Raw genomic sequence first — 25,199 nt, forward strand, 5'->3', positions numbered from 1 at the left:
ACGTCACTGCTGCATGTTGATCAGAACGTGTTCCTGCCAGAGCCGCGGTAGGCGCTTGGAGGTTTCCTCCCAGGCCTTGGCGTCGGCGATGGGCCGGGCCTTGGCGTATTGCGCCTGGGGCAGCAGCTTGGCCTGGACGTCGGCCGGCAGGGTCAGGTGCTCGGCGCGGATCGGCCGGGCATAGCCCTGGGCCAGGTTGATCTGGCCGGCGTCGGAGAAGATGTACTCGCGGGCCAGTTTGGCGGCGTTGGGGTGCTTGGCGTACTTGTTGATGATGGTGGTGTAGCCGGAGGTCACCGAGCCATCGGAGGGGATCAGCACCTCGAAGCGAGTGCGATCGATCTGGTCGCGATAGCTCAGGGCGTTGAAGTCCCACACCACCCCGACTTCCACTTCACCCTTCTCGAGGTTGGCCACCACCGGGTTGGTGAAGGCCAGGCGACCCTGCTTGGCCAGCTTGGCGAAGAAGTCCAGCGCCGGCTTGATGTTCTTTTCGTCGCCGCCGTTGGCATAGGCCGCTGCCAGTACGCCACTCACCGCCTGGGAGGCGGCGCTGACGTCGCCGATGGTGACCTTGTAGTTGCCCTTGAGGAGATCGGCCCAGGAGTGGGGGACGTCCTTGACGGTCTGCTTGTTGACGATGAAGGCGATGGTGCCGGTGTAGGCCAGCGCCCAGTGACCGTCGCTGTCCTTGGCCCAGCTCGGTACCTGGTCCCAGGTGCTCGGCTTGTAGGGCTGGGTAACGCCCTTCTGCACGGCGATGGGGCCGAAGGAAGCACCGACGTCACCGATGTCGGCGGAGGCGTTCTCGCCTTCGGCGGCGAACTTGGCGATCTCCTGGGCGGAGCTCATGTCGGTATCCTGATGCTTGAGCCCATATTTCTGCTCAAGGTCCTGCCAGGTACCTTTCCAGTTTGCCCAGGTATCGGGCATGCCGACGCTGTTCACCTCGCCTTCCTTGCGGGCGGCGGCTTCGAGGGATTTGAGGTCGACGGTATCGGCGAAGGCGGTACCGGCCTGTAGCGCAACGGCAGTGGCCAACAAGGAAGCAAGCAGACGGGTCATACGGGTGCTCCAGGTGTTAGGGCTTGGTCTAGGTCAGCAAGACACAGGCCAATCTAGGACCGGGGTATGACGATTTGATGGCAATGCGCCCTGTTTCACCGCTGGCACGGGCGCTGCAGTCGTCACCAAGCCGTCATCTGGCCGTCTTAGTCTCCCAACAAACCCTAGTCGAGGCACTCCGGGTGCACCAATCCGAAACTGGTCTAGTCCAAAGAAGTGCGCCGGGTGCCGGTGCCATCCGCCAGGCATTGCAGGAGCAGATCGCCCATGGCCTGCTGCCGGCCATGGAGCGCCTGCCCTCCGAGCGCCAGCTGAGCGAGCTGTTCGCCACCACCCGTATCACCCTGCGCGAAGCCCTGCTGCAGCTGGAGGCCCTGGGGCTGATCTATCGCGAAGAACGCCGGGGCTGGTTCGTCGCCCCGCCACGGCTGGCCTACAACCCCCTGGCACGGACCCATTTCCACGCCATGGTGGAAGCCCAGGGACGGGTACCGGCGACCGAGGTCGTGGCGGCGCGGCAGATGCTGGCGTCCGCGGAGATCTGTCGCCTGCTGGAGTTGCCGGCGCTGTCCAGTGTCTATCAGATCCGCCGGGTGCGTCGGGTGGACGGCCGGCTGGTGCTCTATGTCGAGCACTACCTCAATGCCGCCTATTTCCCGGGCTTGCTGGAGCACGATCTGCAGCGCTCCCTCACCGAGTTGTATCTCGACCGCTACGACATTCGCTACGGCGAGGTGCGCTTCGAGATCCTGCCGACGGCGCTGCTGCCGGAGGCGGCCCAGGCGCTGCGGGTGGCGCAGGGCAGTCCGGCGCTGCACATCACCCGCATCAACCACGACCAGCAGGGGCGACTGATCGATTGCGACCTGGAATTCTGGCGGCACGACGCCATCCAGGTCAGGGTCGAAGTACCGGACTAGGCTGGCTTCAGAGCGGCAGTTCGCTGCTCGCATAGAAGGCCGTCAGCACCTTGATCAGATGGCCCAGGTCATGGCTGCCGGCCAGTTCGCGGATGGAGTGCATGGCGAAGGTGGGCAGGCCGATGTCTACGGTGCGCACCCCCAGCTGCCCGGCGGTGATGGGGCCGATGGTGGAACCGCACCCCATGTCGCTGCGCACCACGAAGCTCTGTACCGGCACCGCTTCGCGTTGGCAGAGGTCGCGGAAGAAGGCCGCGGTTTCGCTGCTGGTGGCATAGCGCTGGTTGGCATTCACCTTGATCACCGGGCCGCCGTTCAGTTTCGGGCCGTGGTTGCCATCGTGCTTGTCGGCATAGTTGGGGTGCACGCCATGGGCGTTGTCGGCCGAGATCAGCAGCGAGCGCTGCAGGGTGCGGGTAAAGGCATCCCCGGCGGGCAGCAGGCGTTGCAGCACCTGTTCGAGGAAGGGACCGTCGGCGCCGCAGCAGGAGGTGGAGCCCACTTCCTCGTGATCGGTGCAGACCAGCACGGCGTTCTCGTCGCCCTCGTCGGCCAGCAGGGCTGCCAGGCCGGCATAGCAGGACAGCAGGTTGTCCAGGCGAGCGGCGGCGATGAAGTCGTCATCCAGCCCGATCAGGGCGGCGGGCTGGACATCATAGAAGCTCAGTTCGAAATCCAGCACCTCGGCTTGGTCTATGCCATGTTCCTGCTGCAGGCGCGCCGCCAGCAGGGCGCGGAAGTCGCGCCGCTCGCCGGCAGGCACCTGGGCCAGGATAGGTGGCAGCTCGTTCTGGGCATTGATGGCCCAGCCCTGGTTGGCTTCGCGATTGAGGTGGATGGCCAAATTGGGAATGATCGCCAGCGGCTTGCGGAAGTCGATCAGGCGACTCTGCACCCGGCCCTCGGCGCGATAGGTCACCCGGCCCGCCAGGGACAGGTCGCGGTCGAACCAGGGCGCCATCAGCATGCCGCCGTAGACCTCGACGCCCAGTTGCCAGAAGCCCTGCCGCTGCAGCTCCGGCTGCGGCTTGACCTTGAGGCAGGGACTGTCGGTATGGGCGCCGACCAGGCGCAGGCCGCGTTCCAGCGGTTGGGCACCCAGGCACACGGCGATCAGCGACGAATCGTTGCGGGTGACGTAGTAGCGTCCACCCGGCTGCACGGACCAGCTTTCTCGCTCGTCCAGGCGTTGGTAGCCGGCGGCTTCGAGACGGCGCGCGAGGGTTGCGGTGGCGTGGAAGGGCGTGGGCGAGGTGGAGAGGAAATCGATGAGGCCTTGGATCTGATCGGTACGCATGGACGACTCCGGACGACAAGGCGTCCAGTCTAGGTTCTGGACCCAGGGGAGTCGAGCGTAGCGCCCAGGGCGGACGGCAGCTCAGGGCTCAGCGGCGCTGCAGCACCAGGTGATGGATATGCCAGTGCTTGGGCCGCCCGACCGCGGTATGGCCGTCCTCCTCCTCTTCCCGCTGCAGGAGGACTTGCCAGTCCCGCAGCAGCTGTTGCAGGACCGCGGCGTCGACGACCGCCACCCCCTTGCTGGCCCAGCTGTCCCGCTCGCCGAGCAACTGGCCGCAGAACAGCCCACCCGGGCGCACCGCCGCGGTGATCCCGGTCCAGAGCAGCGGGAAGCGCGCTGGCTCGCAAAAGGGCAGGGCGAAGCTGGAATTGACGAGGTCGCAGGGAGGGATTTCGAGCGTTTCAAAGCGTGCCTGGCGGGTTTCCAGGCGTTTCTGCAGCAGGGTCGGCGTGCGCTCGCGCAGGGTGCTCAGCGCCTCGGCCTCGGCATCCACCGCCAGCACCTGCCAGCCGCGTTCCAGCAGGACGAGGGTGTCGCGCCCGGTGCCACAGCCCAGATCCAGCGCCAATCCTGGCGGATCTGAGCGGGATGAGAGTGCCTGCAGCAGGGTCTCGCGCGGACCGCCCGCGGCAGTGGCGGTGTAGTAGGACGTCCAGTGAGACAAGCGGCACTCCTCTGGCTGAGTGCCTCAGTATGCCAGCGCCCAGGCTTAGAAAGGCGCGGGACTGGTAAAGCTCATCCGCTCGCCCGAAAGGGGGTGGGTCAGCGTCAGCAGGCTGGCGTGCAGGCAGAGGCGCGGCTGGGCCGCCAGCGCCTCGCCCTCGGCATAGAGCTGATCGCCCAGCAGCGGATGCCCGATGCTCAGCATATGGACGCGCAGCTGATGGGAGCGGCCGGTAATGGGCGTGAGCTCCACCCGGCTGTAGTGGCCATGGCGCTCCAGCACCTGCCAGAAGGTCAGGGCATGGCGTCCCAGTTCGTGATCCACCACATGGCGCGGCTTGGTCGGCGGGTCGTAGCGCAGCGGCAATTCGATGCGGCCGCTGTTGGCCTCCGGTTCGCCCCAGCAGAGGGCGATGTAGGCCTTTTCCGTTTCGCGATCATGGAATTGCCTGGACAGCTCGCGATGGCTGTCGGCGTCCCGCGCCAGCACGATGACGCCGGAGGTCTCCCAGTCCAGGCGATGGACGATGCGCGCCTCGGGATAGCCGTTTTCCTGCAGGCGGGTCACCAGGCAGTCGCGGTTGTCTTCGGCGCGACCGGGGACCGACAGCAGCAGGGTAGGCTTGTCGACCACCAGCAGGGCGGCGTCCTCGTGAATGATGCGAATGTTGGAGAGGGGCATGGGCTTCCTGGGGCCTGGCGGCGAATCGCGGCACCGCGCTGAGCAGGTACCGAGGATTCGCCATGGCTTAAACGCCAGCGGCGGCCCTGGGGCCGCCGCTGTCCTGCTGCGCTCGCCTTAGCGGTCGGGCAGGGTGATGTTGAGTTCGAGGATCGAGCAACTGCCCTGATTTTCCAGTTCGACCTGGATCTGGTCCTGCTCGATGGGCACGTACTTGCGGATCACTTCCAGCAGGTCTTTCTGCAATTGCGGCAGATAGTCCGGCTGCTCGTGGCGACCGCGTTCGTGGGCCACGATGATCTGCAGCCGCTCCTTGGCTATCGAAGCGCTGTTCTGCTTCTTCCGATCGCGAAAGAAGTCGAAGATGTTCATTCGCTACCACCCCCGAACAGACGTTGCAGGAAGCCTTTCTTCTTCACGTCGAGGAAGCGATAGGCCACTTCCTTGCCGAGCAGTCGTTCCACGGTATCACTGTAGGCCTGACCGGCGTCGCTCTGTTCGTCGAGAATTACCGGGATACCCTGGTTCGACGCCTTGAGCACCGCCTGGGATTCGGGGATCACGCCGAGCAGGCGGATGGACAGGATCTCTTCCACGTCCTCGACGCCGAGCATTTCACCCTTGGTGACGCGCTCGGGTTGTAGCGGGTCAGCAGCAGGTGTTCCTTGATGGCTTCCTCGCCCTTTTCCGCGCGGCGCGACTTGCTGGCCAGCAGGCCGAGCATGCGGTCGGAGTCGCGGACCGAGGAGACTTCGGGGTTGGTCACCACGATGGCCTCGTCGGCGAAGTACATCGCCAGGTGAGCACCCTTCTCGATGCCGGCCGGGGAGTCGCAGACGATGAAGTCGAAGGTCTGCTTGAGTTCGTTGATCACGCGCTCCACGCCGTCCTGGGTCAGGGCGTCCTTGTCGCGGGTCTGGCTGGCGGCCAGCACGAACAGGTTCTCGAGACGCTTGTCCTTGATCAGGGCCTGACTCAGGATGGCTTCGTTGTTGATCACGTTGACGAAGTCGTACACCACGCGGCGCTCGCAGCCCATGATCAGGTCGAGGTTACGCAGGCCGACGTCGAAGTCGACGATGACGGTCTTGTGGCCGCGCAGGGCGAGACCGGTACCGATGGCGGCGCTGCTGGTGGTCTTGCCGACGCCGCCCTTGCCGGAGGTGACTACGAGTACTTTGGCCAAACTGATTCACCTTGATCGAAAGGAATAACTGAAGCGACTCGATGCCCTCGGTGACGAGATTGCAGGCAGTGTCGCGCTTCGTGTTGCCGTTGGCGGCTTAGGCGCCAAGTGCGAAAAATTCGCGGAAGTATCCGTCAAAGACGGGTGATGTTCAACACATCTCCCACCAGACTGACCTGTACCGGATTGCCCCATTGTGGATGGCGTCGCAGGTCCTCGGCGACCTTGTACTGGCCAGCGATGGAGAGCAGTTCCGCGGTCAGCTGCTGGCAGAAAATCCGCGCTTTAGTATCACCTTTTACCCCGGCCAGCGCTCGGCCGCGCATGGGGCCGTAGACATGGATGTTGCCGTCGGCGAGCAATTCGGCGCCCGGGCTGACCGGCGCCAGCACCACCAGGTCACCGGCCGGGGCATAGAGCTGCACACCGCCGCGCACCGGGGCGGTGATGATCTTGGTCGGATTGATCGTCGGTGCGGCCGGTTTGGGCGGTTCCGCCGGCTTGACCGGCTCGCGATCGCGCGGTTCGACCTGGCGTTCACGCCCGCCGGAACTGACTGGCAGGATCGGCAGGTCGTAGTCGTTGGCGGCGGCCAGATCCCCGCTGCGACTGGCGCGCAGGGCCAGGGTGCGCAGGCCGTGCCGGCGGCAGAGGTCGAGGAGGGCGCCCAGGTCGAGCGGGCCGGCATCCTCGGCGAGCTTGTCGAGGCCCAGTACCAGCGGCGTTTCCTGGAAGAAGTTGGGGGCCTGGGCGACCTTCTGGGCCAGTTGCCGGTCCAGGCGCCCCAGGTCGTTGCGGAGAAGCTCCAGCACGGTCACGGCGAGCATGTTGCCCTTGAGCTGGAAGACGGAGTCGCTTTCGGAAGGATCGGCTGCGGTCATGGTGGGTACTTGTGCTTGGATGGCGGGACTTATAGCGGGATGCCCCGCGTGTCGCAACCCTCACCGGGTCTGGGGACCATGACTGTGAAGGCTACGGGAAATCTGCGCGAGCCCTGTAGAATGGCGCGACTTTTTCATGCAGGAGTTCCGATGGAGCGGCCGTCTTTCCGCCTCGCCTTTCTCAATCCACGTTATTGGCCGCTCTGGCTGGGGCTGGGGCTGCTCTGGCTGCTGGTGCAACTGCCCTATGCCGTGCTGCTGCGACTCGGCCAGGGGCTCGGCTGGCTCTTCTATCACGTCGCCGGTCAGCGCCGCGCCATCGCCCGCCGCAATCTGGAACTCTGCTTTCCCCGGCTCGACGAGCGGGCACGCGATCGCCTGCTGAGGCGCAACTTCGCCAGCAGCGCCATGGCCCTGCTGGAGATGGCCATGAGCTGGTGGTGGCCGCGGCAGCGCCTGGCCCGCCTGGCCCATATCGAAGGCCTCGAGCACCTGCAGGCCGCTCAGCGCGAAGGTCAGGGGGTGATCCTCATGGCGCTGCATTTCACCACCCTGGAAATCGGCGCGGCGCTGCTCGGGCAGCGGCACACCATCGATGGCATGTACCGCCAGCACAAGAATCCGGTGTTCGACTTCATCCAGCGCCGCGGTCGCGAGCGCCACAACCAGGACGCCACCGCCATCGAGCGCGAGGACGTCCGCGCCATGCTCAAGGTACTGCGCGCCGGACGGGCCATCTGGTATGCGCCCGACCAGGACTACGGCGCCAAGCAGAGTCTGTTCGTGCCGCTGTTCGGCATCCAGGCAGCCACGGTAACGGCCACCACCAAGTTCGCCCGCCTGGGGCGCGCACGGGTGCTGCCCTTCACCCAGGAGCGCCTGGCGGACGGTTCGGGCTATCGCCTGGTCGTTCATCCGCCGCTGGCCGACTTCCCTGGCGAGAGCGAGGAAGCCGACTGCCTGCGCATCAATCACTGGGTCGAGCGCTGCGTCAGCGAGTTGCCCGAGCAGTACCTCTGGGCCCATCGGCGGTTCAAGACCCGTCCGCCCGGCGAGCCCAAGCTCTATCCGAAGAAGAAGCGCTAGATGAGTCTGGGCGGCGAGCGGCGCACCGGGCTGATTCTGGCCGGCGGTGGCGCGCGGGCCGCCTATCAGGTCGGGGTGCTGCAGGTGGTGGCCGATACCCTGGCGGTCCGTTCCGAGAATCCCTTCCCGATCCTCGTCGGTACCTCGGCGGGCGCGCTCAACGCCGCCGTGCTGGGCTGCGGCGCCCTGGATTTCGGCCGTGCGGTGGATCGCCTGGCGGCGGTCTGGTCGAGCCTGGAAACGGCGATGATCTATCGCAGCGACTGGGTCGGGGCGAGCCGCCAGGCCGCGCGTTTCGGCCTGCAGACGCTGTTCGGCGCCTGGCGCCAGGAACCGCTGGCCCTGCTCGACAACGCGCCCCTGCGGGCGCTGCTCAGCCGCGAGCTGGATTTCTCCGGGATCACCGCGGCCTTGCGCCAGCGCGCCCTGCGAGCCGTGGCGGTCACGGCCTTCGGCTATGCCTCGGGCCAGGCGATGACCTTCTACCAGAGTCATGGCGCGCTCGATCCCTGGTTTCGTCATCGGCGCGTCGGGGTGCCGGCACGGCTGGCGGTCGACCATTTGCTGGCCAGCACGGCCATTCCACTGTTCTTTCCGCCGGTGAAGGTCGGGCGGGAGTTCCTGGGCGACGGTTCGGTACGGCAGACGGCGCCCATCAGTCCGGCGCTGCATCTGGGGGCGGAGCGTATCCTGGTGATCGGACTCGGCGCGCCTGGGGGTCACGAGCACGGACTGCAGGGTCGGCCGCCGACGGTGGCGCAGATCGGCGGTCATCTGCTCAACAGCACCTTCGTCGATGCCCTGGACAGCGATACCGAAACCCTCCGGCGCCTCAATCTGCTGAGTAGCGCCCTGCCGGCAGGGGACCCGGTCAGCGGACGCTTCTGCCGTCCCGTGGACATGCTGGTGATCTCGCCCAGCCAGCAGCTGGCGGACATCGCCACCCGGCACCGCAAACGCCTGCCACCGGCGTTGCGGCAGTTGCTACGGGGAGTCGGGGTGAATCGCCCCTCGGGCAGCGCGCTGCTCAGCTATCTGCTGTTCGAGGCGGCCTACTGCCAGGAACTCATGGCGCTGGGGCGGACCGATGCCCTGGCCCGCCTGCCCGAACTCCAGACCTTTCTCGCCCGCGCCTAGGCCTTATTCGGCGATCTGCAGTTCCCGCGCCTTGGTGTAGAAATAGCGGATCTTCTCGTACTCGAAGGGCGAGTTGAGCTGGCCGTATCTCATGTCGGTCACGTACCTGAGGTTGATGCCGCGCAGCACCATGATCTCCGGATGACGACCGCTTTCGTCGCTGACGTTGAGGAAGTTCACCTGGGCTTCAGCGGCAAAATCCACCGCCAGACCGCCGGTATCGCGCAGGTTGGACGGGCCGAGGACCGGCAGCATCAGGTAGGGGCCATTGCCAACCCCATAGAAGCCCAGCGTCTGGCCGAAGTCTTCCGGCTGCTTGATCAGCCCGACGCGAGTCGCCGGGTCCCACAGGCCGAACACCCCGATGGTGGTGTTGAGCAGCAGGCGGCCGGTGGTGTCCAGGGCGCGGCGGCCCTTGAACTGCAGCACGCTGTTGAGCAGGTTGTTGACGTCGCCCAGGTTGCTGAAGAAGTTGCTCACGCCCGAACGTACGAAGCGCGGGGTGATCCAGCGGTAGCCGTTGACCACCGGCAGCAGGACCCACTCGTCCAGCCGATAGTTGAAGTGGTAGACGTGGCGATTCCAGGATTCGAAGGGATCGTAGACGTCCAGGGCGACCAGGGACGCCCGTTCGAATTCGCGCTGGTCCAGACCCGGGTTGTACTTGAGGGTCGACAGCGGATTGCTGAAGCCATCGGCGCCCACCGGCGCGGCCGGCATGGTGTCCGAGCCGATGGTCAGGGTCGAGGAGGGCGGCGGACTCGATTCGGCGGCGAAGACCGAGGCACTGGCCATCAGGAGGAGAGCGAGCAGGGACTTAACCACGGGCGAAGAACTCCAGCATGGCGTTCGCGTTGACGCGGTAGTTGAGATTGCCGCAATGGCCGCCGTGGGGATAGACGGTCAAGCGATCGCCAAAGGTCTTGCGCAGGAAACCAAGGTCGCCCGGGCCGAGGATGATGTCGTCGGCATTGTGCATGACGCCGATCTTCGGGCTGCTCTTCAGGTAGTCTTCCAGCGCGACGAGGCTGGACTTGCGCGCCAGATCGTCGAGGTTCTGCCCCTTGAAGTTCTTCTGCCAGAACGGCATTACCTGCTCGGTCATGTAGCAGTCGAAATCGCACTGCAGCGAACGGGCGAAGAAGCGCGTCAGGCTGGTGCCCTCGCTGATGGGGTAGGTCGGCGGGGTGATCAGGCCGCGGCGGTTGATCAGGTCGGACGTGAAGGCGATGTCAGCCGCCGAGAAGCGGAAGGACGAGCCGATCAGCATGGCCAGTTCTTCGTTGCTCAGTCGCTCCGGCGAGCGCTGGAAATCGCGCACCACGGCGTCGTTGAAGTCGACGTAGCCCTTCTCCTGGAAGTAGCGGGTCAGCTTCGACAGGATCAGCTCGTAGAAGGTGCGGTTGTTGGTCACGCCCCTCACCTCGGTCTGCACCAGGCGATCCAGGTTGCGTACCGAGGTCAGCAGATTGACCGGCGGATTGACCATCAGCACCTTCTTGAAGTTGAAGCTGCGCTGGCTCTCGTCCAGGTAGGAGACGAAGGCGGCGTCCAGGCCGCCCAGGCTGTAGCCGGTCAGGTAGTAGTCGGTGACCGGCAGCTTGGGATGCTGGGCGCGTACCGCCTGCATGGCGCGATAGAGATCCTCGGCATCGTGCGGGGTGTAGCCCGGGGTAGCGGTGCGCGACACCGACACCATGAAGTCCCAGCTGGTGGGCGAGGACAGCTGCACCACGTGGTAACCGGCCGCGTAATACAGCCGCTTGAGGTATTCCTGGGTACTCGAGGAGTAGTTGGCCCGGTACCGGCGATCAGGAAGATCAGCGGTGCCGGATGGTCCTGGCGGGCAAGACGGTAGTGGAATTTCTTCACCGGCCAGAAGTTGCCGGGCAGCTGGTATTCCCGTTCCGGACGCAAGTTGAGGCTGTAGTCATCCTGGTCGATGGTGCTTTCAGGCGGCAGCTCGGGACGGAATTTTTCCGGCGTGGTGACGATGGTGGCTTCGAAAGGATTGACTAGTGGATAGCCATAGGTGGCGGCATCCACTTCGGCGGCCGCGTGCGCGGTACCCCAGAGACCGGAAAACAGCGCGCCCAGCAGGGCGGCGACGCGCAACGAAAGACGCATGGACAGAGTCCTTTCAGAGGGCTTGAGAGCGTAGGTAAGACAACGGCCCGCCAATAGGTTGCATCGGCAGGTGCAGGTTTCTGCGCGGCGTCGATTACAGAGCGGTCGCCGGGCTGCGTCAAGCGACATCGCATGTCGTGAAAAGTGCAGCTCCTGTCGCTAACCGGTCGTTATGCGTCGCCCAGACGGTAGTGGCCATCTTGCATTGCCCGAATGATGGGGGTGGGGCAACCGCCCGACTTCCATAGCGAGAGGACTGCTGCATGAGCATGGTGAAGAAACTGTTGGGAATAGGACTCGGTGTCGCGCTGACCTCGGCCATGAGCCTGGCCCAGGCGGCCAAGCCCGAAATCACCATCGGCTACGTCGATGGCTGGGCCGATAGCGTGGCCACCACCCATACCGCAGCTGAAGTGATCCGCCAGAATCTGGGCTACGAGGTCAAGCTCATGCCGGTGGCCGCCGGCATCATGTGGCAGGGCGTGGCGCGCGGCAAGCTCGACGCCATGCTGTCCGCCTGGTTGCCGGTCACCCATGGCGCCTACTACGAGAAGATGAAGGACCAGGTGGTCGATCTGAACGTCAACACCCCCGATGCCAAGATCGGTCTGATCGTGCCGGAGTACGTCAAGGCCAACAGCATCGCCGATCTGCAGGCGCAGAAGGCCGACTTCGGTGGTCGGATCGTCGGTATCGACGCCGGTGCCGGGGTCATGCTCAAGGCCGACCAGGCGATCAAGGACTATGGCCTGGACTACAAGCTGGTGGCCAGTTCCGGTAGCGGCATGATCGCCGAGCTGACCCGGGCCGAGAAGGACCAGAAACCGGTCGTGGTGACGGGCTGGGTGCCGCACTGGATGTTCGCCAAATGGAAGCTGAAGTTCCTCGAAGATCCCAAGGGTGTGTTCGGCGGCTCCGAGCACGTGGACACCGTGGCCAACCCCGCGCTGGAAGCTAAGGCCAAGCCGGTCTGGGACTTCCTGAAGAAGTTCGCCTGGCAGCCGGGTGAGGTGAATGAGGTGATGCTGGCCGTGGAAGAGGGCAAGAAGCCGGAAGAGGCCGCCAAGGCCTGGATCGCTGCCCATCCGGATCGCGTGAAGTCCTGGCTGCCCTGAGGGTTGGCTGAATGAAAAACGGGCCCTGCGGGGCCCGTTTTGCTAGCTGTGCAGCTGCTCGGCCGCGTACAGCGTGTTTTCCAGCAGGCAGGCGCGCGTCATCGGGCCGACGCCACCGGGAACCGGAGTGATCCAGCTGGCGCGCTCGCAGGCACTGTCGAATTCCACGTCGCCCACCAGACGGCCATCGGCCTGGCGGTTGATGCCCACGTCGATGACGATGGCGCCGGGTTTGATCCATTCACCCTTGACCAGTCCCGGCTTGCCCACGGCGACGACCACCAGATCGGCCTGGCTGACGTGGTGTTCGAGGGAGCGGGTGAATCTGTGGGTCACGGTGGCGGTGCACCCGGCCAGCAACAGTTCCAGCGCCATGGGCCGACCGACGATGTTGGAGGCGCCGACCACCACCGCATCCAGCCCATAGAGGTCGACGCCGGTGCTGTGCAGCAGGGTCATGATGCCCTTGGGCGTGCAGGGGCGCAGCTGGGGATTGCGCTGTGCCAGACGACCCAGGTTGTAGGGATGGAAGCCGTCGACGTCCTTGTCGGTGCGGATGCGTTCCAGCAGCTGGGTGGCATCCAGGTGCGCGGGCAGCGGCAACTGCAGCAGGATGCCGTCGACGCTGGTGTCGTCGTTGAGCCGGTCGATCAGGGCTTCCAGTTCTGCCTGGGTAGTGCTGGCCGGCAGGTCATGGGCATAGGAGTCGAAACCGACCTCTTCGCAATCCTTGCGCTTGTGCGCCACATAGACGCTCGAGGCGGGATCGGTGCCGACCAGGATGACGGCGAGGCCAGGGGCGCGCAGTCCGGCGCTACGACGTTGAGAGACTCGCTGGGCAATATCCTGGCGCAGGCGGGCGGCAATGGACTTGCCGTCGATCAGTTGGGCGGTCATGGGCGATTTCTGGTGGTGACGGAAAGAGGTCGGCTATTTTCGCATGGACGGGCCCGCTGGCAACAGAGAAGCCTCTGCGGCGGCTAACTCATTCTTCTGCTTAAAAATTTTTTAAAAATTAGTTGACGGGCCGGCGGGAGCTTTATAACATTCGCCCCGCTTGCCGAGCACAGCCCAAGTCACTGACAAGGGCCAGGCAAGAGGCTTCTCACCAAGGAAGTCTCTGCTAGGGCAGCTGCCGTAACAGGCGCCCGTAGCTCAGCTGGATAGAGCATCCGCCTTCTAAGCGGATGGTCGCAGGTTCGAGTCCTGCCGGGCGCGCCATTGGCGGTTCGGCGACGGCAAGCACGTAAGATATGGTGGGCGTAGCTCAGTTGGTAGAGCACAGGATTGTGGCTCCTGGTGTCGTGGGTTCGATTCCCATCGTCCACCCCATATTCAGCGAACGCCAGACCTCGTGTCTGGCGTTCGTCTTTCAAGCGTCTCGCGGACGTGGTGGAATTGGTAGACACACCAGATTTAGGTTCTGGCGCCGCAAGGTGTGAGAGTTCGAGTCTCTCCGTCCGCACCAATCAAGATGCACAGCAGAAGACCGGCCCAGCGCCGGTTTTTTTGTGCCTGGGATTCAGGTGGCGGCCAGCGGGCGTCCAGTGCTGGTACCCGGTCTCAGTGCAGATGCCGCAGCAGCGGCGCACAGAGCGCGACGGCGAACGAGGTGCCGAACACCAGGGCCTTGGTCCACCTCTGCAGGTTGCGCTTGCGATTGCCCGGCGCGGAGGAGACCTCTGCGGTCGCAGGCTGATGATCCGGGCTGTCGAACAGGGTGATCGAGCGGGTCAGTTGGGTGCGCATGATCCGACCTCTTGCCGTCTGCACTAATTGTTATTGGCACTTTCAAGACTAATGCGGCGGGCGGGTAATGCAAGATGCGGGCGGATTCGGGGCGAGTGACGGCTGCGCGGTCGAACACTGACCCGGTCAAGGACGGCCTCGCAGCTGCTGCGGGAGCGACGCGACTGGCGACAAACGGTCAGTTGAAGGTCTCGGCCAGCAGGAACAGGGCGCCGCCGATGGCTCCGCCACTGAGCAGCACCAGGCTGATCAAGGCGCCCCCGACGAATTGGGCGATGTCGTCACTGATTTCGTATTCCGCTTTCATGCTCGGCTCCAGAGGATGGCTGCCGCTACAGATAGCAGCCGCGCGTTACAGCGCGACGACGGCGGGCGTGCCGGGTTAGCTGGTCGCCCAGTTCAGCCAGAGGGTCTGCTCTTCGCTGAGCTGACCGACCTCGCGCAGCGCCCGTTCGAGGTCTTCCCGGACCCGGCGCTTCAGGTCGGCATTGAGATCGACCTGGGCACTCTCCGCCAGACGATCGGCGAGCGAAAGGTCCGCGCTGAGCTGGCGCAACCGGGGGCCGATGAAATCCTTGTGCTGCATGAGCCGCTCCTGTCTCCTGATACCGCCGAGTGTGGCATGCGCCGCCTTTGACTGAACACAGACTGGAAAAATATTGTCTGACTTGATTGGTTAAAAGTCGGACTTTCGGCAGCTCATGTCGTTTTCAGGTCCGAGCTGTCAGCTTTTTCATAGGGAAAAAGAAATCATGAGCGGGACTTCAACTCGCAAGTTGCTGGTGTTGACCGCAGGTTTCGGCCTGCTGGTAGTGGCTGCAGTGGCAACCACCCACCGTAGCGATTCGACCAGCAGTGAGCCAGCCGTGGTGGCGACCACCACGCCCCCGGTAGCGGCCCACGCACCCACCACGGGTACCCATTCGGTTGCGGACGAACACAAGCAGGATCTCGAGAGCTTCCTGGCGCAGGCGAGCCTGGCGCCCTGCGGCACCGTCATGCCGGCGACCGTTACCGATCCCGCCTGCCGTGCCGCCATCGAGGCGCATGCCCGGCGCGCCGGCTATGGCGACGAAGAGGTCGCGGCCTATCTGAATGCCCACCAGAGCCGCTGACCCGAGAGTTTAGTGTTATCGGTTATAAGCAAAGACCCTTTCAATATAGGTCGGTCTAACCTGAGTGGTTATCCTGTGCGGCCGCAAAATGAGCCGACAACGGCAATTGGGGCTGTAATGGAAGTAGGGGCGTTGGGCTTCGTGATCGCGGGGCTGGTGGTTGGCTTCATCGTTGGCATGACGGGCGTGGGTGGTGGCTCGCTGATGACCCCCATCCTGCTCTGGTTCGGGATCAACCCCGCGGCAGCGGTAGGCACCGATCTGCTCTATGCCGCCATCACCAAGGCGGGCGGCGTCTTCGTTCACCAGCGCAACCGCAACATCGACTGGACGGTGACCGGCTGGCTGGCCGCCGGCAGCGTACCCACCGCCGCCCTGACGCTACTCGCCCTGGCGCTGCTGCCCGGTGATCAGCACGCGACCAATGCCCTCATCAAGCATGCCCTGGGCATCGTGCTGCTTTTGACGGCCCTGGCCATTCTCTTCAAAAAGCAGATCTTCGCCTTTGCCAGCCGCCATGCCAGCGACAGATTTCACCTGAGTGCCAGGCGGCTCAACGCCCTGACGGTGCTTACCGGCGCAGTGCTGGGCTTCATGGTGACCCTGACTTCCATCGGCGCTGGGGCCCTGGGCACGGTGGCGCTGTTCCTGCTCTATCCGCTGATGGCGACCCGGCGCCTGGTCGGTACCGAGATCGCCCATGCGGTCCCCTGACGCTGGTGGCGGGACTCGGTCACGCCGGGTTGGGCAATCTGGACTGGCATGTCCTGGGCTTTCTGCTGCTGGGGTCCTTGCCGGGGATTTTCCTGGGCAGCCATCTCTCCGGACGCGTACCGGATGGCGTGCTGCGGCCCTGTCTGGCGGTCATGCTGCTGGTCATAGGCGCCAAGCTGGTGGTCTGAACGTCGGGGGGAAACTTAAGGTCGTTCATCGGACGACTACTGGCAATCCGCCAGGAGAAAACATCTCTAGGATAGACGGTGTTCAATTTGTTATCGCGATTGCCGATAACCTGTTCGCCGAGTTCTCTCCTGGAGCTGCCCATGTTTTCCGCCTCTGCCGAATCCGCTGCTGTCGACGATGCCTCTGCCTATCACGCCCTGCGCCAGGCGCTGGACCGCTCCCTGGCGGTGATCGAATTCGATCTGCAGGGCACGATCCTTCACGCCAACGACAACTTCCTGCAGACCTTCGGCTATCGCCTCGACGAGATCAGCGGGCGACAGCACCGCCTGTTCTGCCCGCCCGGGGTGGCGGAGAGCGAGGACTATCAGGACTTCTGGGCGGCGTTGGCGCGCGGCGAGTTCCACAGCGGTGTCTATCGCCGCAAGCACAAGGACGGCACTCTGAGGTGGATTCGCGCCACCTACAATCCGTTGCTGGATGCGCAGGGGCGCCCGCAGCGCATCATCAAGTTCGCCACCTACATCACCGAGACGCGGCTGCAGGCGGTCGAGTACGAAGGCAAGATCGAAGCCATCCATCGCTCCCAGGCGGTGATCGAATTCGATCTGCAGGGCAACGTGCTCTGGGCCAATGACAACTTCCTCGGCATGACCGGCTATGCGCTGGACGAGTTGCGCGGGCGTCATCACAGCCTGATGTGCCCGGCCGAATACGCGCGTTCGGCGGAGTACGCCCTGCTGTGGAATCGCCTGGGGCAGGGTGTCTTCGATACCGGGGTCTACAAGCGCATCCGCCGCGATGGGCGACCGATCTGGATCCAGGCCACCTACAACCCCATCCTCGACAGCGACGGTCGACCCTACAAGGTGGTGAAGTTCGCCACCGATGTGACCGATGCGCAACTTCAGGCCGCCGAATTCGCAGGCAAGATGGCCGCCATCGACCGTGCCCAGGCGGTGATCGAATTCGATCTGCACGGCAACATCCTGACGGCCAACGAGAACTTCCTGTCGGCTCTGGGTTACAGCCTGGACGAGGTGCGTGGCAAGCATCACCGGATCTTCTGCGAACCCGAGCATGCCCGCTCGCCGGGCTATCGGCTGTTCTGGGAAAAGCTCGGCCGCGGCGACTTCGATGCCGGGCTGTACAAGAGACGCGCCAGCGACGGCCGCCAGGTGTGGATCCAGGCCACCTACAACCCCATCCTCGATGCTGAGGGCAAGCCGTACAAGGTGGTCAAGTTCGCCAGCGACGTCACCGAGACTCAGCTGCGCAACAGCGATTACGAAGGCAAGGTGGCGGCCATCGACCGATCCCAGGCCATCGCCGAATTCTCCCTCGACGGCACGGTGCTCGCCGCCAACCGCAACTTCCTGCTGGCCCTGGGTTACCAGACCGATGAAGTGGTGGGCAAGCATCACCGCATCTTCTGTCCCGACGACTATGCCCGCTCGGCGGAGTACCGGCTGTTCTGGGATAAATTGGCGCGGGGCGAATTCGACGCCGGGGTGTACAAGAGACGCAACAGCCGGGGCGAGGAGATCTGGATCCAGGCCACCTACAACCCGATCTTCGACGCCGACGGCAAGCCGTGCAAGGTGGTGAAGTTCGCCGTGGACATCACCGAAAGCCAGATTCGCAACAGCGATTATGCGGGCAAGGTGGCGGCCGTCGACCGCGGCCAGGCGGTGATCGAATTCGATCTGACCGGCAAGATCCTCGAAGCCAACCGCAACTTCCTGGCGACCCTGGGCTATCGGCTGGAGGAGATCCGCGGCCAGCATCACCGCATCTTCTGCGAGGCGGAGCACGTCGCCTCCGGCGAGTACCGCGAGTTCTGGGCGCGGCTGGCCCAGGGCGAGGTGTTTGGCGGGCGCTTCATGCGGCTGAGCAAGTTCGGCCAGCGGATCTGGATCCAGGCCACCTACAACCCCATCTTCGACGCCGATGGGCAGGTGCACAAGGTGGTGAAGTTCGCCACCGACATCACCCGCCAGGTGGAGATGGAACAGCACGTGCGGCAGAAGATCGAGCAGATGAATCTTTCGCTGCACGCCCTGACCCGCTCCATCAACCAGATCGCCGAGACCACCGACGACGCCAACCGCATGGCCCGACGCACCCTGGAAGAAGCCGAGCGTGGTTCCCTGACCCTGACCCGCTCGCTGGACGCCATGGAGGCCATCGGTACCACGGCCGGAGGCATCCAGGACATCGTCCAGGTGATCAGCGACATCGCCAATCAGACCAACATGCTCGCCTTCAACGCCGCCATCGAGGCGGCTCGCGCCGGCGAGCACGGCCTGGGCTTCTCGGTCGTGGCCGATGAGGTCCGCAAGCTGGCCGAGAAGTCGTCCCAGGCGACCAAGGAGATCAACAAGTTGATCCTGGAGTCGGTCAAGAGCATCGCCCAGGGCAGTGAGATCTCGCGCAGCGTGGGCGAGGCCTTCGGCCTGATCGCCGAAGGGGTGGGCAAGACCCAGCAGTCCATCGAGGCCATCAACGGCTCCACCGCGGCCCAGCTCGACGATGCGGCGCGGGTCAATCAGCTGATCCAGGAACTGGACGCGGCCACCACCCTTTCGCCGGTGGTTGGGGGAGGACGGCCGTGACCCAGGGTGTGGTGCGGATCGGCGAACTGGAAGTCGCGCTGTCCGCCCAGGCCCTGGAACGCGTGGTGCCCTGGCCGGAGCGCCTGGCGCCTCATCCAAGTCCGGTGCCCTGGTTGCTGGGCCTCTTCGAGCTGGGCGGCCAGCCGCTGCCGCTGGTGGACGGCCATTGCCTGCTGGGGCTGCCGGCGGTCGAGCACGAGCGCCGGATCGCCGTGATCCGTCATGGGGGGGGACGCTTCGGCCTGGCCATCGATGGGGTGGTGGACATCCTCAAGCTGGCGGATGACGCCATCGTGCAATTGCAGGGGACGCCCGGGCGCCTGCTGGGGCGCGTCCATCTGCGCCCGGAAAGCGGCCGGCTGGTCCATCTGCTGGATCTGGACACCCTGGCCGCCTTGCCGGGCTTCGAGGTCAGTGCCGACAGGCCGCCGCCGCTACAGCGGCAGGCCGCCATTGGCACGGAAGCGGAGCGGCTCTATCTGCTGTTCGAGTGCGACGGGCGGCGCCTGTGCCTGGATGCGGCGGTGGTTCAGGAGCTGGTGGATCGACCGCAGCTGACGCCCAGCGAATTCGCCAGCGACAGCTGTCGCTACCAGGTGCAGCTGAGAGGCCAGGCCTTGCCGGTGCTGGAGCTGTCCGAGCTGCTGGGGCTGGCCACGTCCGCCCAGGCTCACCATGAGCAGCTGCTGGTGCTGGCGGCGGGCGACCGGGGTCAGTATCGGGTCGCCTTCGGCTTCCAGCGGCTGCTCGGCATGTGGCGGCGGGATCCGGCGCAGTGCGCGCCGCTGCTTGGCTTCGGGCTGGAGCAGCCCGGGCTGTTGCGCGGGGTGTTCAGCGCCGCGGAGGGCGAGGCGGCCATCGTGATCGATCACCTGGCCCTGGGGTGCCAGGAGGCGGCGGTGGCCTATGCGCGGATCTATCGCACCGATCGCGACCTGCTGCGCGAAGAGCGGCGTCAGGTCCGCCGTCAGCCGTGCCTGACCTTTCTCGCCGAATTGCTGTTCGCCGTCCCGCTGGAGCAGGTGGCGGAGGTCTTGCCGCTGCCGGCGCATTACCTACGCCTCGGCCAGCGGGATCCGCGGTTGCTGGGATTGATGGAGGTCCGCGGCCAGCAGATCACCCTGGTCTGCCTGCGGACCCTGGCCGGTGCGACAGCGGTGGAGTCCGGTCCCGGCGATCAGGTGATCGTGGTGGAAGGGCAAAGCCAGCGCCTGGGTTTCGTGGTGCAGCGGGTCGAGGCCATCGAGGCCTTTACCGAGTTGCGCGCCGATGCCCTGGCGCGCAGCTGGCAGTTGCCAGGGGAGGGCGGGGCAGTACCGGCGCAGCGGGCGCAGAGCTGGGTGGGCGTAGGATCCGCGGGCAACAGTCGCCAGGCGACCCTGATCGATCTCGGGGCGCTGGTGAAACGTCTGGAAGGTCAGGCCCGGCAGACCCTTCCGGAGCGCGTGGCTGCGACCGTTTGACGATACCGCTCGTCGCTTCGTCGAACGGTCGGGTAACGGATTACCCGTGGCTTTGTCGGCCACCGCAGGCGTCCCTCATCAAAGCGGTACCGGCAGGCTAGAGCGAGTGGTGTTTGCCGGGAGTCGCCAGACGGGGCGCGCCACCCGCGCCTCCTCTGCCGGAACCGGGTGCAGGCGTTCATCAGCGAGTTGTCAAGAAATTCCGCGGCGCGTCGAACCAGAGGAAGACACAACTTTCCTGGGTGATCCCATGTTCAACTCCGCACTCAAACGCCGCATCGCCGATCTCGAAGCCGAACTGTCCGAACACCGCCAGGTCAGCGCGGCCTTCCATCAGGATTCGCTGCATCTGCTGCTGGACGCCCAGGGCCGGATCGAGGATTTCAACGAGAACTTCGCGCTCTGCCTGGGCTACGCGCCTGGCAGCCTGACCGGATGGAAACTCGACGACCTCATTCCCGACTACGTCAAATGCATGGACTGCTATCGGGATCTGAAGCGAAGCTTCAGCGAAGGTCACCAAGCCAGTGGCATCTATCGGCTGCTGCGCGGCACGGGCGGCGTTGCCTGGCTCTATGCGATCTGGACGCCGGTGCGTGACAGCCAGGGCCAGGTCAAGCAGATCCGCTGCTATGCCTACGACCGGACCGAGCAGGTGGAAGTCTCCACCGAACACTCGGGCATCATCAATGCATTGCTGCGCTCCACCGCGGTGATCGAATTCGATCTGTCCGGCGAGGTGCTCACCGCCAACGAGCGCTTCCTGCAGGGCATGGGCTATTCGCTGGCGCAGATCGTCGGCAAGCACCATCGGATGTTCTGCAGCCGTGAAGAGGCCGAATCGGCCGACTATCGCGCCTTCTGGGAGCGGCTCAACCGGGGTGACTACGTGGCCAGTCGCTTCAAGCGCATCGACAGCCATGGCCGCACGGTCTGGCTGGAAGCCTCCTACAACCCGGTGCTCAACACCCGCGGCGAGCTGTACAAGGTCATCAAGTTCGCCACCGTCATCACCGAACAGGTGGAGCAGGAGCTGGCGGTGGCCGAAGCCGCGCGGGTCGCCTTCGACATTTCCCAGACCACCGACGAAAGCGCCCGTCAGGGTGCGGCGGTGGTGCAGGACACGGTGGCGGTGATGACCCGCATCGCCGACGAGATCCAGGTCGCTGCCAACGGCATCGAGGACCTCGGCAAGCAGTCGCTGGTGATCAGCGCCATCGTCAAGACCATCAGCGGCATCGCCGAGCAGACCAATCTGCTGGCGCTCAACGCCGCCATCGAAGCCGCCCGAGCAGGCGAACAGGGCCGGGGTTTCGCCGTGGTGGCGGACGAGGTCCGGCAACTGGCCGGGCGCACCAGCAAGGCCACCGAAGAGATCGTCGGGGTGGTGCAGCAGAATCAGCAACTGGCGCAGACTGCGGTCAGCAACATGGCGGCCAGCCGCCAGCAGGCGGAGCAGGGGCTGCACCTGGCGAGCAACGCCGGGGTGCGCATCACCGAAATCCAGGAGGGCGCCCGCCAGGTGGTGGGCGCGGTCAGCCAGTTCGCCCGGCGGCTGAGTTAGGACTGGTCGTCCCAGCCAGGCGCGCTGTACCACGCATAACCGGTCGCATCGAGTTCCAGCCAGCGCCCCTGGTGGATGACCATCCGGGTCGCCACCTCCGGGCTGGCCAGACCGGTCGCCACCAGCAGGCTGCGGATCAGGGCGCCATGGGCCACCAGTAGCGTGGGACCCTGGAGTTCTTCCAGCAGCGGGCGCACCCGCTCGGCGGCATCGGCATAGCTTTCGCCACCGGGTACCCGGAAGGTATAGGGCTCGGCGACGCGTCGGGCGTGCTGCTCCGGATAGCGCTGGGCGATGGTCGGCATGTCCAGTCCCTCCCAGTCACCAAAGGCTTTTTCCGCCAGGCGCGCATCGCGGGCCAGGCTTCTTGGCGTGCCCGGCAGCTGCGCCAGGATCAGATCGAGCGTCGCGCTGGCGCGTTGCAGCGGACTGCTCAGGCAGGCGAAGCGAGAGACGTCGAGGCGGTCGCGCAGGGCCAGGCCCACGGCTTCGGCCTGGGCACGGCCGCGCGCGTTGAGGGGTATGTCTTGGCGACCCTGGAGGCAACCACTGGCGTTCCAGTCGGTTTCGCCGTGACGGATCACCAGCAGGGGAGAAGGGAAGGGCAAGGGCATCAATCCAGAGCAGTGGGCAGGGTAAGGAGAAATCTCAGGTGGCCGGCTTCCAGGCGCGCGACCAGACTGCCGCCATGGCCGCGGGCGATTTCCTGGGCGAGATAGAGGCCCAGGTCCAGGCGGGCGGGCTGCTCGGAATCGGCCTGGGTCAGCAGCGGCTGGAACACCTGGTTCAGGGTTGCAGGCTCCACCACGGCGGTGCGGCTTTCCACGGCGAGGCGGTAGCAGCGTTCGTCGAGCACGCCGCGCAGCAGCAGGGTGCCACCAGCAGGGTTGCGGGATGCGACCCACTCCAGCAGCGCCTCCACCGCCTGCAACAGGCGCGGCAGGTCGAGGCGCAGGGCGGCGGGTAGCTCCGGCAACTCGCTGCCCAGGGTATGGTCGGGGAAACGCGTCTGCAGCCTGACGAGCAGGTCCAGGAGCCGTTCATTGGCGCCTGCCACCAGGGCCGGTTTCAGGGGCAGGCCATGGCCCAGGCGGACGCGCACGAAGTCGGCGGCCGCAGCGCTGCGTTCGGCCAGGCGCCGGGCCTCGGTCTGCCAGCGCTGCGCCTGGGAGGCATCCACGGGCGCGTCCTTGGCCAGCGCCTGCAGCGGATGCTGCAGATCCTCCTCCAGCAGCACCAGCAACTGTTCGCGCAACGGTGTGAGATCGAGGTCGCCACGCGGGCCGGGACTTTCTTCGCGACGCTGTTCTTCGCGGGCGAGGAGTTCGCCCAGCAGGCGGGCAAAGCCGTCCAGCGTAGCGATCACCGGGCGCTGCTCCAGCAGCGGTGCGGGTTGGGGATCAAAGGCGCACAGCGTGCCGAAGAAGGTGCCGTTGGGTCGAAACACCGGGACCGACAGGTAGCTCTTCCAGCCATAGAGGCCGGGCGCCGGGTGATCACAGTAGGTGGGGTTCTGGGTCACGTCGCTGATGATCACGGCGTCGTGGGAGGAGCGTACGTGGTTGCAGAGGGTGGATTCGAGGTCCAATTCGGCGCCGGGTTGCAGGCCGAAGGCGATGCGATCTTCCACCGCGCAGGCGATCCAGCGCTGCTCGGTGACCTCGGCGACGGTGGCGACCCCAAGGCCGCTGACATCACAGACGACGCGCAGGAGCGCCGCGACGGAATCCAGGGACGCCAGCAGCTCGATGCTTTCGACGGTGCTGGAGAGTTGGCTGGGCATGACGCTGTAGTTCTCTGACGGACACGGCCTGAACGCTAGGCCAAGAGACGCCGGACGGCAACCATCAGCTACGCCTCATTGAGGTTGTTCCAGGCCGAGGCTAGCCGATCAGGTCGGTCGCGTAGGCCAGCACCGTGAGGCAAAGCAGTAGCAGCAACAGATTGGCCGGGGTGATGCTTTTCATCGGTGGGATCCTCTCACGCAAGGGATGTTCCTTGTCCAGGTACACCTGGAAACGCCACGTTGGCGCGGGGGATCGCTAGGGGTGGAGCGGGTACGTTCATCTCTGCGTCTCGATACTGCTGGCAAAGGACAGGTGTCGGAACGCCACTGTCGCCGTTCGTTCAGCGCCTGCCAGGGGAGGTGCGACATCTGGTCGAAGCGGCAGTGCGAGCGGTTCGCAGTTGCCAACCGCTGGGCAAGCCGGTAGCGTGACGCCCCATGCGAACCTTCCTTTGCCCAATCAGCGCCTATTACTACTACCTGATCAATATCGGGTGGTAGGTACTGCGCTGCATGACCGAACCGCCTAGGGCGGCTCGGTCAAGGCAACTTCTCCCGGTCTCCCTGGCACCGTCCAGCCACAGGAGACCCCATGGACAGCACCCAGCAAGACCTGCTCGCCACCCTCGAAGCCCGCGGCTTCGTGCACCAGACCACCGATCGTGACGGCCTCGCCCGTGCCTTTGCCAGTGGACCGGTGACCGGCTATCTTGGCTTCGACGCCACCGCCGACAGCCTCCACGTCGGCCACCTGCAGGGCCTGATGCTGATGCGCTGGCTGCAGCGCGCCGGCCATCCCATCCTCCTGCTGATCGGTGGCGCCACCACCCGCATCGGTGATCCCAGCTTTCGTGACAGTAGCCGCCCGGTGCTGACCGACGGCCAGATCGCCCTGAACATGGCCGGCATCGCCAAGGCTTTTCACCGCTATCTTGAAGTGGGCGATGGCCACGGCCGCGCCCAGGTGGTGGACAACGCCGAGTGGCTCGACGGCCTGGGCTACCTGGATTTTCTCGGCGCCGTCGGCCGGCACTTTTCCATCAACCGGCTGCTGACCTTCGATGCCATCAGGAATCGTCTCGACCGCGAGCACTCGCTGTCCTTCGAGGAATTCGGCTACACCCTGCTGCAGGCCTACGACTTCGTCGAGCTGTCGCGGCGCTACGGCTGCACCCTGCAACTGGGCGGTGCCGACCAGTGGGCCAACATCATCAACGGCGTGGAGCTGTCACGCCGGCAGGGCGGTCCCCGGCTCCATGGCCTGACCATGCCGCTGCTGGCCACCCGCGACGGCCGCAAGATGGGCAAGTCGGCCCAGGGCGCGGTCTGGCTCAACGAGGAGCGGCTGTCGGCCTTCGACTTCTGGCAATTCTGGCGCAATTGCGACGATGCCGACGTCGAGCGCTTCCTCGCCCTGTTCACCGAGTTGCCGCTGGACGAGGTGCGGCGGCTCGGCGCGCTCGGCGGTGCGGAAATCAATCTGGCGAAGAGCGTGCTGGCCAATGAGGCGACCCGGCTGGCCCATGGCGAGCGGGCGCAACGCGAGGCTGAGGCAGCCGCCGCCGAGGTATTCGCCGATCGCGACGGCGCCGGGCAGTTGCCGGAGGTCGCCCTAAGCCGCAGGCAACTGGACGCGGGCGTCACCCTGGTCGAGTTGCTGGTCGAGGCGGGAGTGCAACCGTCGCGCAGTGCGGTACGTCGACTGGCGGAAGGCGGCGGCCTGCGCCTGGACGAGCAACCGGTGATGGATCCCGATATCCGTCTGGCGCTGAGCGACGCGGGTCGGCGGGTGAGTCTGGGCAAGAAACGGCATCTGCGCATCACGTTGACCGACTGAGGAGA

General features: G+C 65.3%; 20 protein-coding genes, 3 tRNA genes and 7 pseudogenes. 15 read left to right on the forward strand and 15 right to left on the reverse strand.

Translation table 11 applies throughout. The features are described from left to right. Nucleotides 1-3: 3 nt before the first annotated feature. Complete coding sequence (locus tag BGI51_RS16590; RefSeq protein ID WP_187979036.1) at nucleotides 4-1,065, reverse strand: ABC transporter substrate-binding protein; 1,062 nt, start codon at nucleotides 1,063-1,065, stop codon at nucleotides 4-6. A gap of 182 nt (nucleotides 1,066-1,247) precedes the next feature. Here BGI51_RS16590 and BGI51_RS16595 point away from each other — a divergent pair, with 182 nt between their 5' ends. Next, nucleotides 1,248-1,985 (forward strand): UTRA domain-containing protein, encoded by a 738-nt coding sequence (locus BGI51_RS16595; protein ID WP_187979037.1) that lies wholly within the window; start codon nucleotides 1,248-1,250, stop codon nucleotides 1,983-1,985. Between the two features lie 7 nt (nucleotides 1,986-1,992). On the opposite strand, the gene BGI51_RS16600 is transcribed toward BGI51_RS16595, so the two are convergent. The 6 genes and pseudogenes from BGI51_RS16600 to minC form a co-directional block, all read right to left on the reverse strand. Then, the gene (locus BGI51_RS16600; RefSeq protein WP_187979038.1) at nucleotides 1,993-3,282 is read right to left on the reverse strand and encodes a M18 family aminopeptidase; all 1,290 of its coding nucleotides are present in this window, start codon (nucleotides 3,280-3,282) and stop codon (nucleotides 1,993-1,995) included. 88 nt (nucleotides 3,283-3,370) lie between these two features. After that, on the reverse strand, nucleotides 3,371-3,949 hold the full coding sequence (locus BGI51_RS16605; RefSeq protein ID WP_187979039.1) for a class I SAM-dependent methyltransferase: 579 nt from the start codon (nucleotides 3,947-3,949) through the stop codon (nucleotides 3,371-3,373). Nucleotides 3,950-3,994: 45 nt separating this feature from the next. Beyond that, a complete protein-coding gene (locus tag BGI51_RS16610) occupies nucleotides 3,995-4,630 on the reverse strand; it encodes an RluA family pseudouridine synthase (RefSeq protein ID WP_187979040.1) in 636 nt (211 codons plus the stop codon). Between the two features lie 117 nt (nucleotides 4,631-4,747). Further along, nucleotides 4,748-5,002, reverse strand: a complete 255-nt coding sequence (gene minE, locus BGI51_RS16615; protein ID WP_017642793.1) for a cell division topological specificity factor MinE — start codon at nucleotides 5,000-5,002, stop codon at nucleotides 4,748-4,750. Then, nucleotides 4,999-5,816, reverse strand: a pseudogene (minD, locus tag BGI51_RS16620) (septum site-determining protein MinD). Before minD ends, minE begins: the two are co-directional and overlap by 4 nt. A 134-nt stretch (nucleotides 5,817-5,950) precedes the next feature. Further along, nucleotides 5,951-6,697, reverse strand: coding sequence for a septum site-determining protein MinC (gene minC, locus BGI51_RS16625; RefSeq protein WP_133859341.1), 747 nt, complete (start codon nucleotides 6,695-6,697; stop codon nucleotides 5,951-5,953). A 150-nt stretch (nucleotides 6,698-6,847) separates the two neighbouring features. Between minC and BGI51_RS16630 the strand changes: the two genes are divergently transcribed. Both BGI51_RS16630 and BGI51_RS16635 read left to right on the forward strand, forming a co-directional pair. Next, complete coding sequence (locus BGI51_RS16630) at nucleotides 6,848-7,783, forward strand: lipid A biosynthesis lauroyl acyltransferase (RefSeq protein ID WP_187979041.1); 936 nt, start codon at nucleotides 6,848-6,850, stop codon at nucleotides 7,781-7,783. Next, nucleotides 7,784-8,920 carry a patatin-like phospholipase family protein gene (locus BGI51_RS16635; RefSeq protein ID WP_187979042.1) on the forward strand — a complete coding sequence of 379 codons (1,137 nt, stop codon included), beginning with the start codon at nucleotides 7,784-7,786 and terminating at the stop codon, nucleotides 8,918-8,920. 3 nt (nucleotides 8,921-8,923) lie between these two features. On the opposite strand, the gene BGI51_RS16640 is transcribed toward BGI51_RS16635, so the two are convergent. Next, the gene (locus BGI51_RS16640; protein WP_252977306.1) at nucleotides 8,924-9,640 is read right to left on the reverse strand and encodes an MlaA family lipoprotein; all 717 of its coding nucleotides are present in this window, start codon (nucleotides 9,638-9,640) and stop codon (nucleotides 8,924-8,926) included. A 97-nt stretch (nucleotides 9,641-9,737) separates the two neighbouring features. Beyond that, nucleotides 9,738-11,047, reverse strand: a pseudogene (locus tag BGI51_RS16645) (serine/threonine protein kinase). Nucleotides 11,048-11,316: 269 nt separating this feature from the next. Between BGI51_RS16645 and BGI51_RS16650 the strand changes: the two are divergent. Continuing rightward, the gene (locus BGI51_RS16650; protein ID WP_371099721.1) at nucleotides 11,317-12,162 is read left to right on the forward strand and encodes a glycine betaine ABC transporter substrate-binding protein; all 846 of its coding nucleotides are present in this window, start codon (nucleotides 11,317-11,319) and stop codon (nucleotides 12,160-12,162) included. Nucleotides 12,163-12,204: 42 nt separating this feature from the next. Here the strand turns inward: BGI51_RS16650 and folD are convergent, their stop codons facing one another. Further along, nucleotides 12,205-13,059: a bifunctional methylenetetrahydrofolate dehydrogenase/methenyltetrahydrofolate cyclohydrolase FolD gene (folD, locus tag BGI51_RS16655; RefSeq protein WP_133859336.1), complete on the reverse strand. Its 855-nt coding sequence runs from the start codon at nucleotides 13,057-13,059 to the stop codon at nucleotides 12,205-12,207. Between the two features lie 247 nt (nucleotides 13,060-13,306). Here folD and BGI51_RS16660 point away from each other — a divergent pair. The 3 genes from BGI51_RS16660 (at nucleotide 13,307) to BGI51_RS16670 (ending at nucleotide 13,630) form a co-directional block, all read left to right on the forward strand. Further along, a tRNA-Arg gene (locus tag BGI51_RS16660) sits at nucleotides 13,307-13,383 on the forward strand. Between the two features lie 35 nt (nucleotides 13,384-13,418). Continuing rightward, nucleotides 13,419-13,494: transfer RNA gene (locus tag BGI51_RS16665), tRNA-His, on the forward strand. Nucleotides 13,495-13,545: 51 nt separating this feature from the next. Next, nucleotides 13,546-13,630 (forward strand) — tRNA-Leu (locus BGI51_RS16670). Between the two features lie 95 nt (nucleotides 13,631-13,725). Here the strand turns inward: BGI51_RS16670 and BGI51_RS16675 are convergent. The 3 genes from BGI51_RS16675 to BGI51_RS16680 form a co-directional block, all read right to left on the reverse strand. Then, entirely contained in the window at nucleotides 13,726-13,911 is a 186-nt protein-coding gene (locus BGI51_RS16675) for a hypothetical protein (protein ID WP_187979043.1), read from the reverse strand. A 178-nt stretch (nucleotides 13,912-14,089) separates the two neighbouring features. After that, nucleotides 14,090-14,218 carry a hypothetical protein gene (locus BGI51_RS23790; RefSeq protein WP_290127616.1) on the reverse strand — a complete coding sequence of 43 codons (129 nt, stop codon included), beginning with the start codon at nucleotides 14,216-14,218 and terminating at the stop codon, nucleotides 14,090-14,092. A gap of 75 nt (nucleotides 14,219-14,293) precedes the next feature. Then, nucleotides 14,294-14,497, reverse strand: coding sequence for a hypothetical protein (locus BGI51_RS16680; RefSeq protein ID WP_133859334.1), 204 nt, complete (start codon nucleotides 14,495-14,497; stop codon nucleotides 14,294-14,296). Between the two features lie 166 nt (nucleotides 14,498-14,663). On the opposite strand from BGI51_RS16680, the gene BGI51_RS16685 reads away from it, so the two are divergent. The 7 genes and pseudogenes from BGI51_RS16685 to BGI51_RS24120 all read left to right on the forward strand — a co-directional run. Then, a complete protein-coding gene (locus tag BGI51_RS16685) occupies nucleotides 14,664-15,026 on the forward strand; it encodes a hypothetical protein (protein WP_187979044.1) in 363 nt (120 codons plus the stop codon). Between the two features lie 117 nt (nucleotides 15,027-15,143). Further along, a pseudogene (locus BGI51_RS16690) lies at nucleotides 15,144-15,928 on the forward strand (sulfite exporter TauE/SafE family protein). A 141-nt stretch (nucleotides 15,929-16,069) separates the two neighbouring features. Beyond that, nucleotides 16,070-17,932, forward strand: a pseudogene (locus BGI51_RS16695) (PAS domain-containing protein); the annotation flags it as partial. A 165-nt stretch (nucleotides 17,933-18,097) separates the two neighbouring features. Beyond that, nucleotides 18,098-18,544, forward strand: a pseudogene (locus tag BGI51_RS24110) (methyl-accepting chemotaxis protein); the annotation flags it as partial. After that, nucleotides 18,541-20,007, forward strand: a complete 1,467-nt coding sequence (locus BGI51_RS16700; protein ID WP_252977104.1) for a chemotaxis protein CheW — start codon at nucleotides 18,541-18,543, stop codon at nucleotides 20,005-20,007. The pseudogene BGI51_RS24110 and the gene BGI51_RS16700, both read left to right, overlap by 4 nt. Nucleotides 20,008-20,257: 250 nt before the next feature. Continuing rightward, nucleotides 20,258-21,028, forward strand: a pseudogene (locus tag BGI51_RS24115) (PAS domain-containing protein); the annotation flags it as partial. 105 nt (nucleotides 21,029-21,133) lie between these two features. Beyond that, nucleotides 21,134-21,571: pseudogene (locus tag BGI51_RS24120) on the forward strand (methyl-accepting chemotaxis protein); the annotation flags it as partial. Here the strand turns inward: BGI51_RS24120 and BGI51_RS16710 are convergent. After that, nucleotides 21,568-22,179 carry a histidine phosphatase family protein gene (locus BGI51_RS16710; RefSeq protein ID WP_187979047.1) on the reverse strand — a complete coding sequence of 204 codons (612 nt, stop codon included), beginning with the start codon at nucleotides 22,177-22,179 and terminating at the stop codon, nucleotides 21,568-21,570. The pseudogene BGI51_RS24120 and the gene BGI51_RS16710 sit on opposite strands and share 4 nt — an antisense overlap. Before the next feature lie 5 nt (nucleotides 22,180-22,184). Continuing rightward, the gene (locus BGI51_RS16715) at nucleotides 22,185-23,354 is read right to left on the reverse strand and encodes a sensor histidine kinase (RefSeq protein WP_187979048.1); all 1,170 of its coding nucleotides are present in this window, start codon (nucleotides 23,352-23,354) and stop codon (nucleotides 22,185-22,187) included. 595 nt (nucleotides 23,355-23,949) lie between these two features. On the opposite strand from BGI51_RS16715, the gene tyrS reads away from it, so the two are divergent. Further along, on the forward strand, nucleotides 23,950-25,194 hold the full coding sequence (gene tyrS / locus BGI51_RS16720; RefSeq protein ID WP_187979049.1) for a tyrosine--tRNA ligase: 1,245 nt from the start codon (nucleotides 23,950-23,952) through the stop codon (nucleotides 25,192-25,194). Nucleotides 25,195-25,199: the final 5 nt, after the last annotated feature.

Source organism: Pseudomonas oryzihabitans (assembly GCF_014522265.1).
Lineage (GTDB): Bacteria > Pseudomonadota > Gammaproteobacteria > Pseudomonadales > Pseudomonadaceae > Chryseomonas > Chryseomonas aestiva.

What these genes read in the sequence shown, in the direction of transcription:
- BGI51_RS16630 (WP_187979041.1), top strand. Translation starts at nt 6,848, where the DNA reads ATGGAGCGGCCGTCTTTCCGCCTCGCCTTTCTCAATCCACGTTATTGG.
- BGI51_RS16680 (WP_133859334.1), bottom strand. Translation starts at nt 14,497, where the DNA reads ATGCAGCACAAGGATTTCATCGGCCCCCGGTTGCGCCAGCTCAGCGCG.
- tyrS (WP_187979049.1), top strand. Translation starts at nt 23,950, where the DNA reads ATGGACAGCACCCAGCAAGACCTGCTCGCCACCCTCGAAGCCCGCGGC.
- BGI51_RS16715 (WP_187979048.1), bottom strand. Translation starts at nt 23,354, where the DNA reads ATGCCCAGCCAACTCTCCAGCACCGTCGAAAGCATCGAGCTGCTGGCG.
- BGI51_RS16640 (WP_252977306.1), bottom strand. Translation starts at nt 9,640, where the DNA reads ATGCCGGCCGCGCCGGTGGGCGCCGATGGCTTCAGCAATCCGCTGTCG.
- BGI51_RS16610 (WP_187979040.1), bottom strand. Translation starts at nt 4,630, where the DNA reads ATGCCCCTCTCCAACATTCGCATCATTCACGAGGACGCCGCCCTGCTG.
- BGI51_RS16590 (WP_187979036.1), bottom strand. Translation starts at nt 1,065, where the DNA reads ATGACCCGTCTGCTTGCTTCCTTGTTGGCCACTGCCGTTGCGCTACAG.
- minE (WP_017642793.1), bottom strand. Translation starts at nt 5,002, where the DNA reads ATGAACATCTTCGACTTCTTTCGCGATCGGAAGAAGCAGAACAGCGCT.
- BGI51_RS16600 (WP_187979038.1), bottom strand. Translation starts at nt 3,282, where the DNA reads ATGCGTACCGATCAGATCCAAGGCCTCATCGATTTCCTCTCCACCTCG.
- folD (WP_133859336.1), bottom strand. Translation starts at nt 13,059, where the DNA reads ATGACCGCCCAACTGATCGACGGCAAGTCCATTGCCGCCCGCCTGCGC.
- BGI51_RS16675 (WP_187979043.1), bottom strand. Translation starts at nt 13,911, where the DNA reads ATGCGCACCCAACTGACCCGCTCGATCACCCTGTTCGACAGCCCGGAT.
- minC (WP_133859341.1), bottom strand. Translation starts at nt 6,697, where the DNA reads ATGACCGCAGCCGATCCTTCCGAAAGCGACTCCGTCTTCCAGCTCAAG.
- BGI51_RS16650 (WP_371099721.1), top strand. Translation starts at nt 11,317, where the DNA reads ATGGTGAAGAAACTGTTGGGAATAGGACTCGGTGTCGCGCTGACCTCG.
- BGI51_RS16685 (WP_187979044.1), top strand. Translation starts at nt 14,664, where the DNA reads ATGAGCGGGACTTCAACTCGCAAGTTGCTGGTGTTGACCGCAGGTTTC.
- BGI51_RS16635 (WP_187979042.1), top strand. Translation starts at nt 7,784, where the DNA reads ATGAGTCTGGGCGGCGAGCGGCGCACCGGGCTGATTCTGGCCGGCGGT.
- BGI51_RS23790 (WP_290127616.1), bottom strand. Translation starts at nt 14,218, where the DNA reads ATGAAAGCGGAATACGAAATCAGTGACGACATCGCCCAATTCGTCGGG.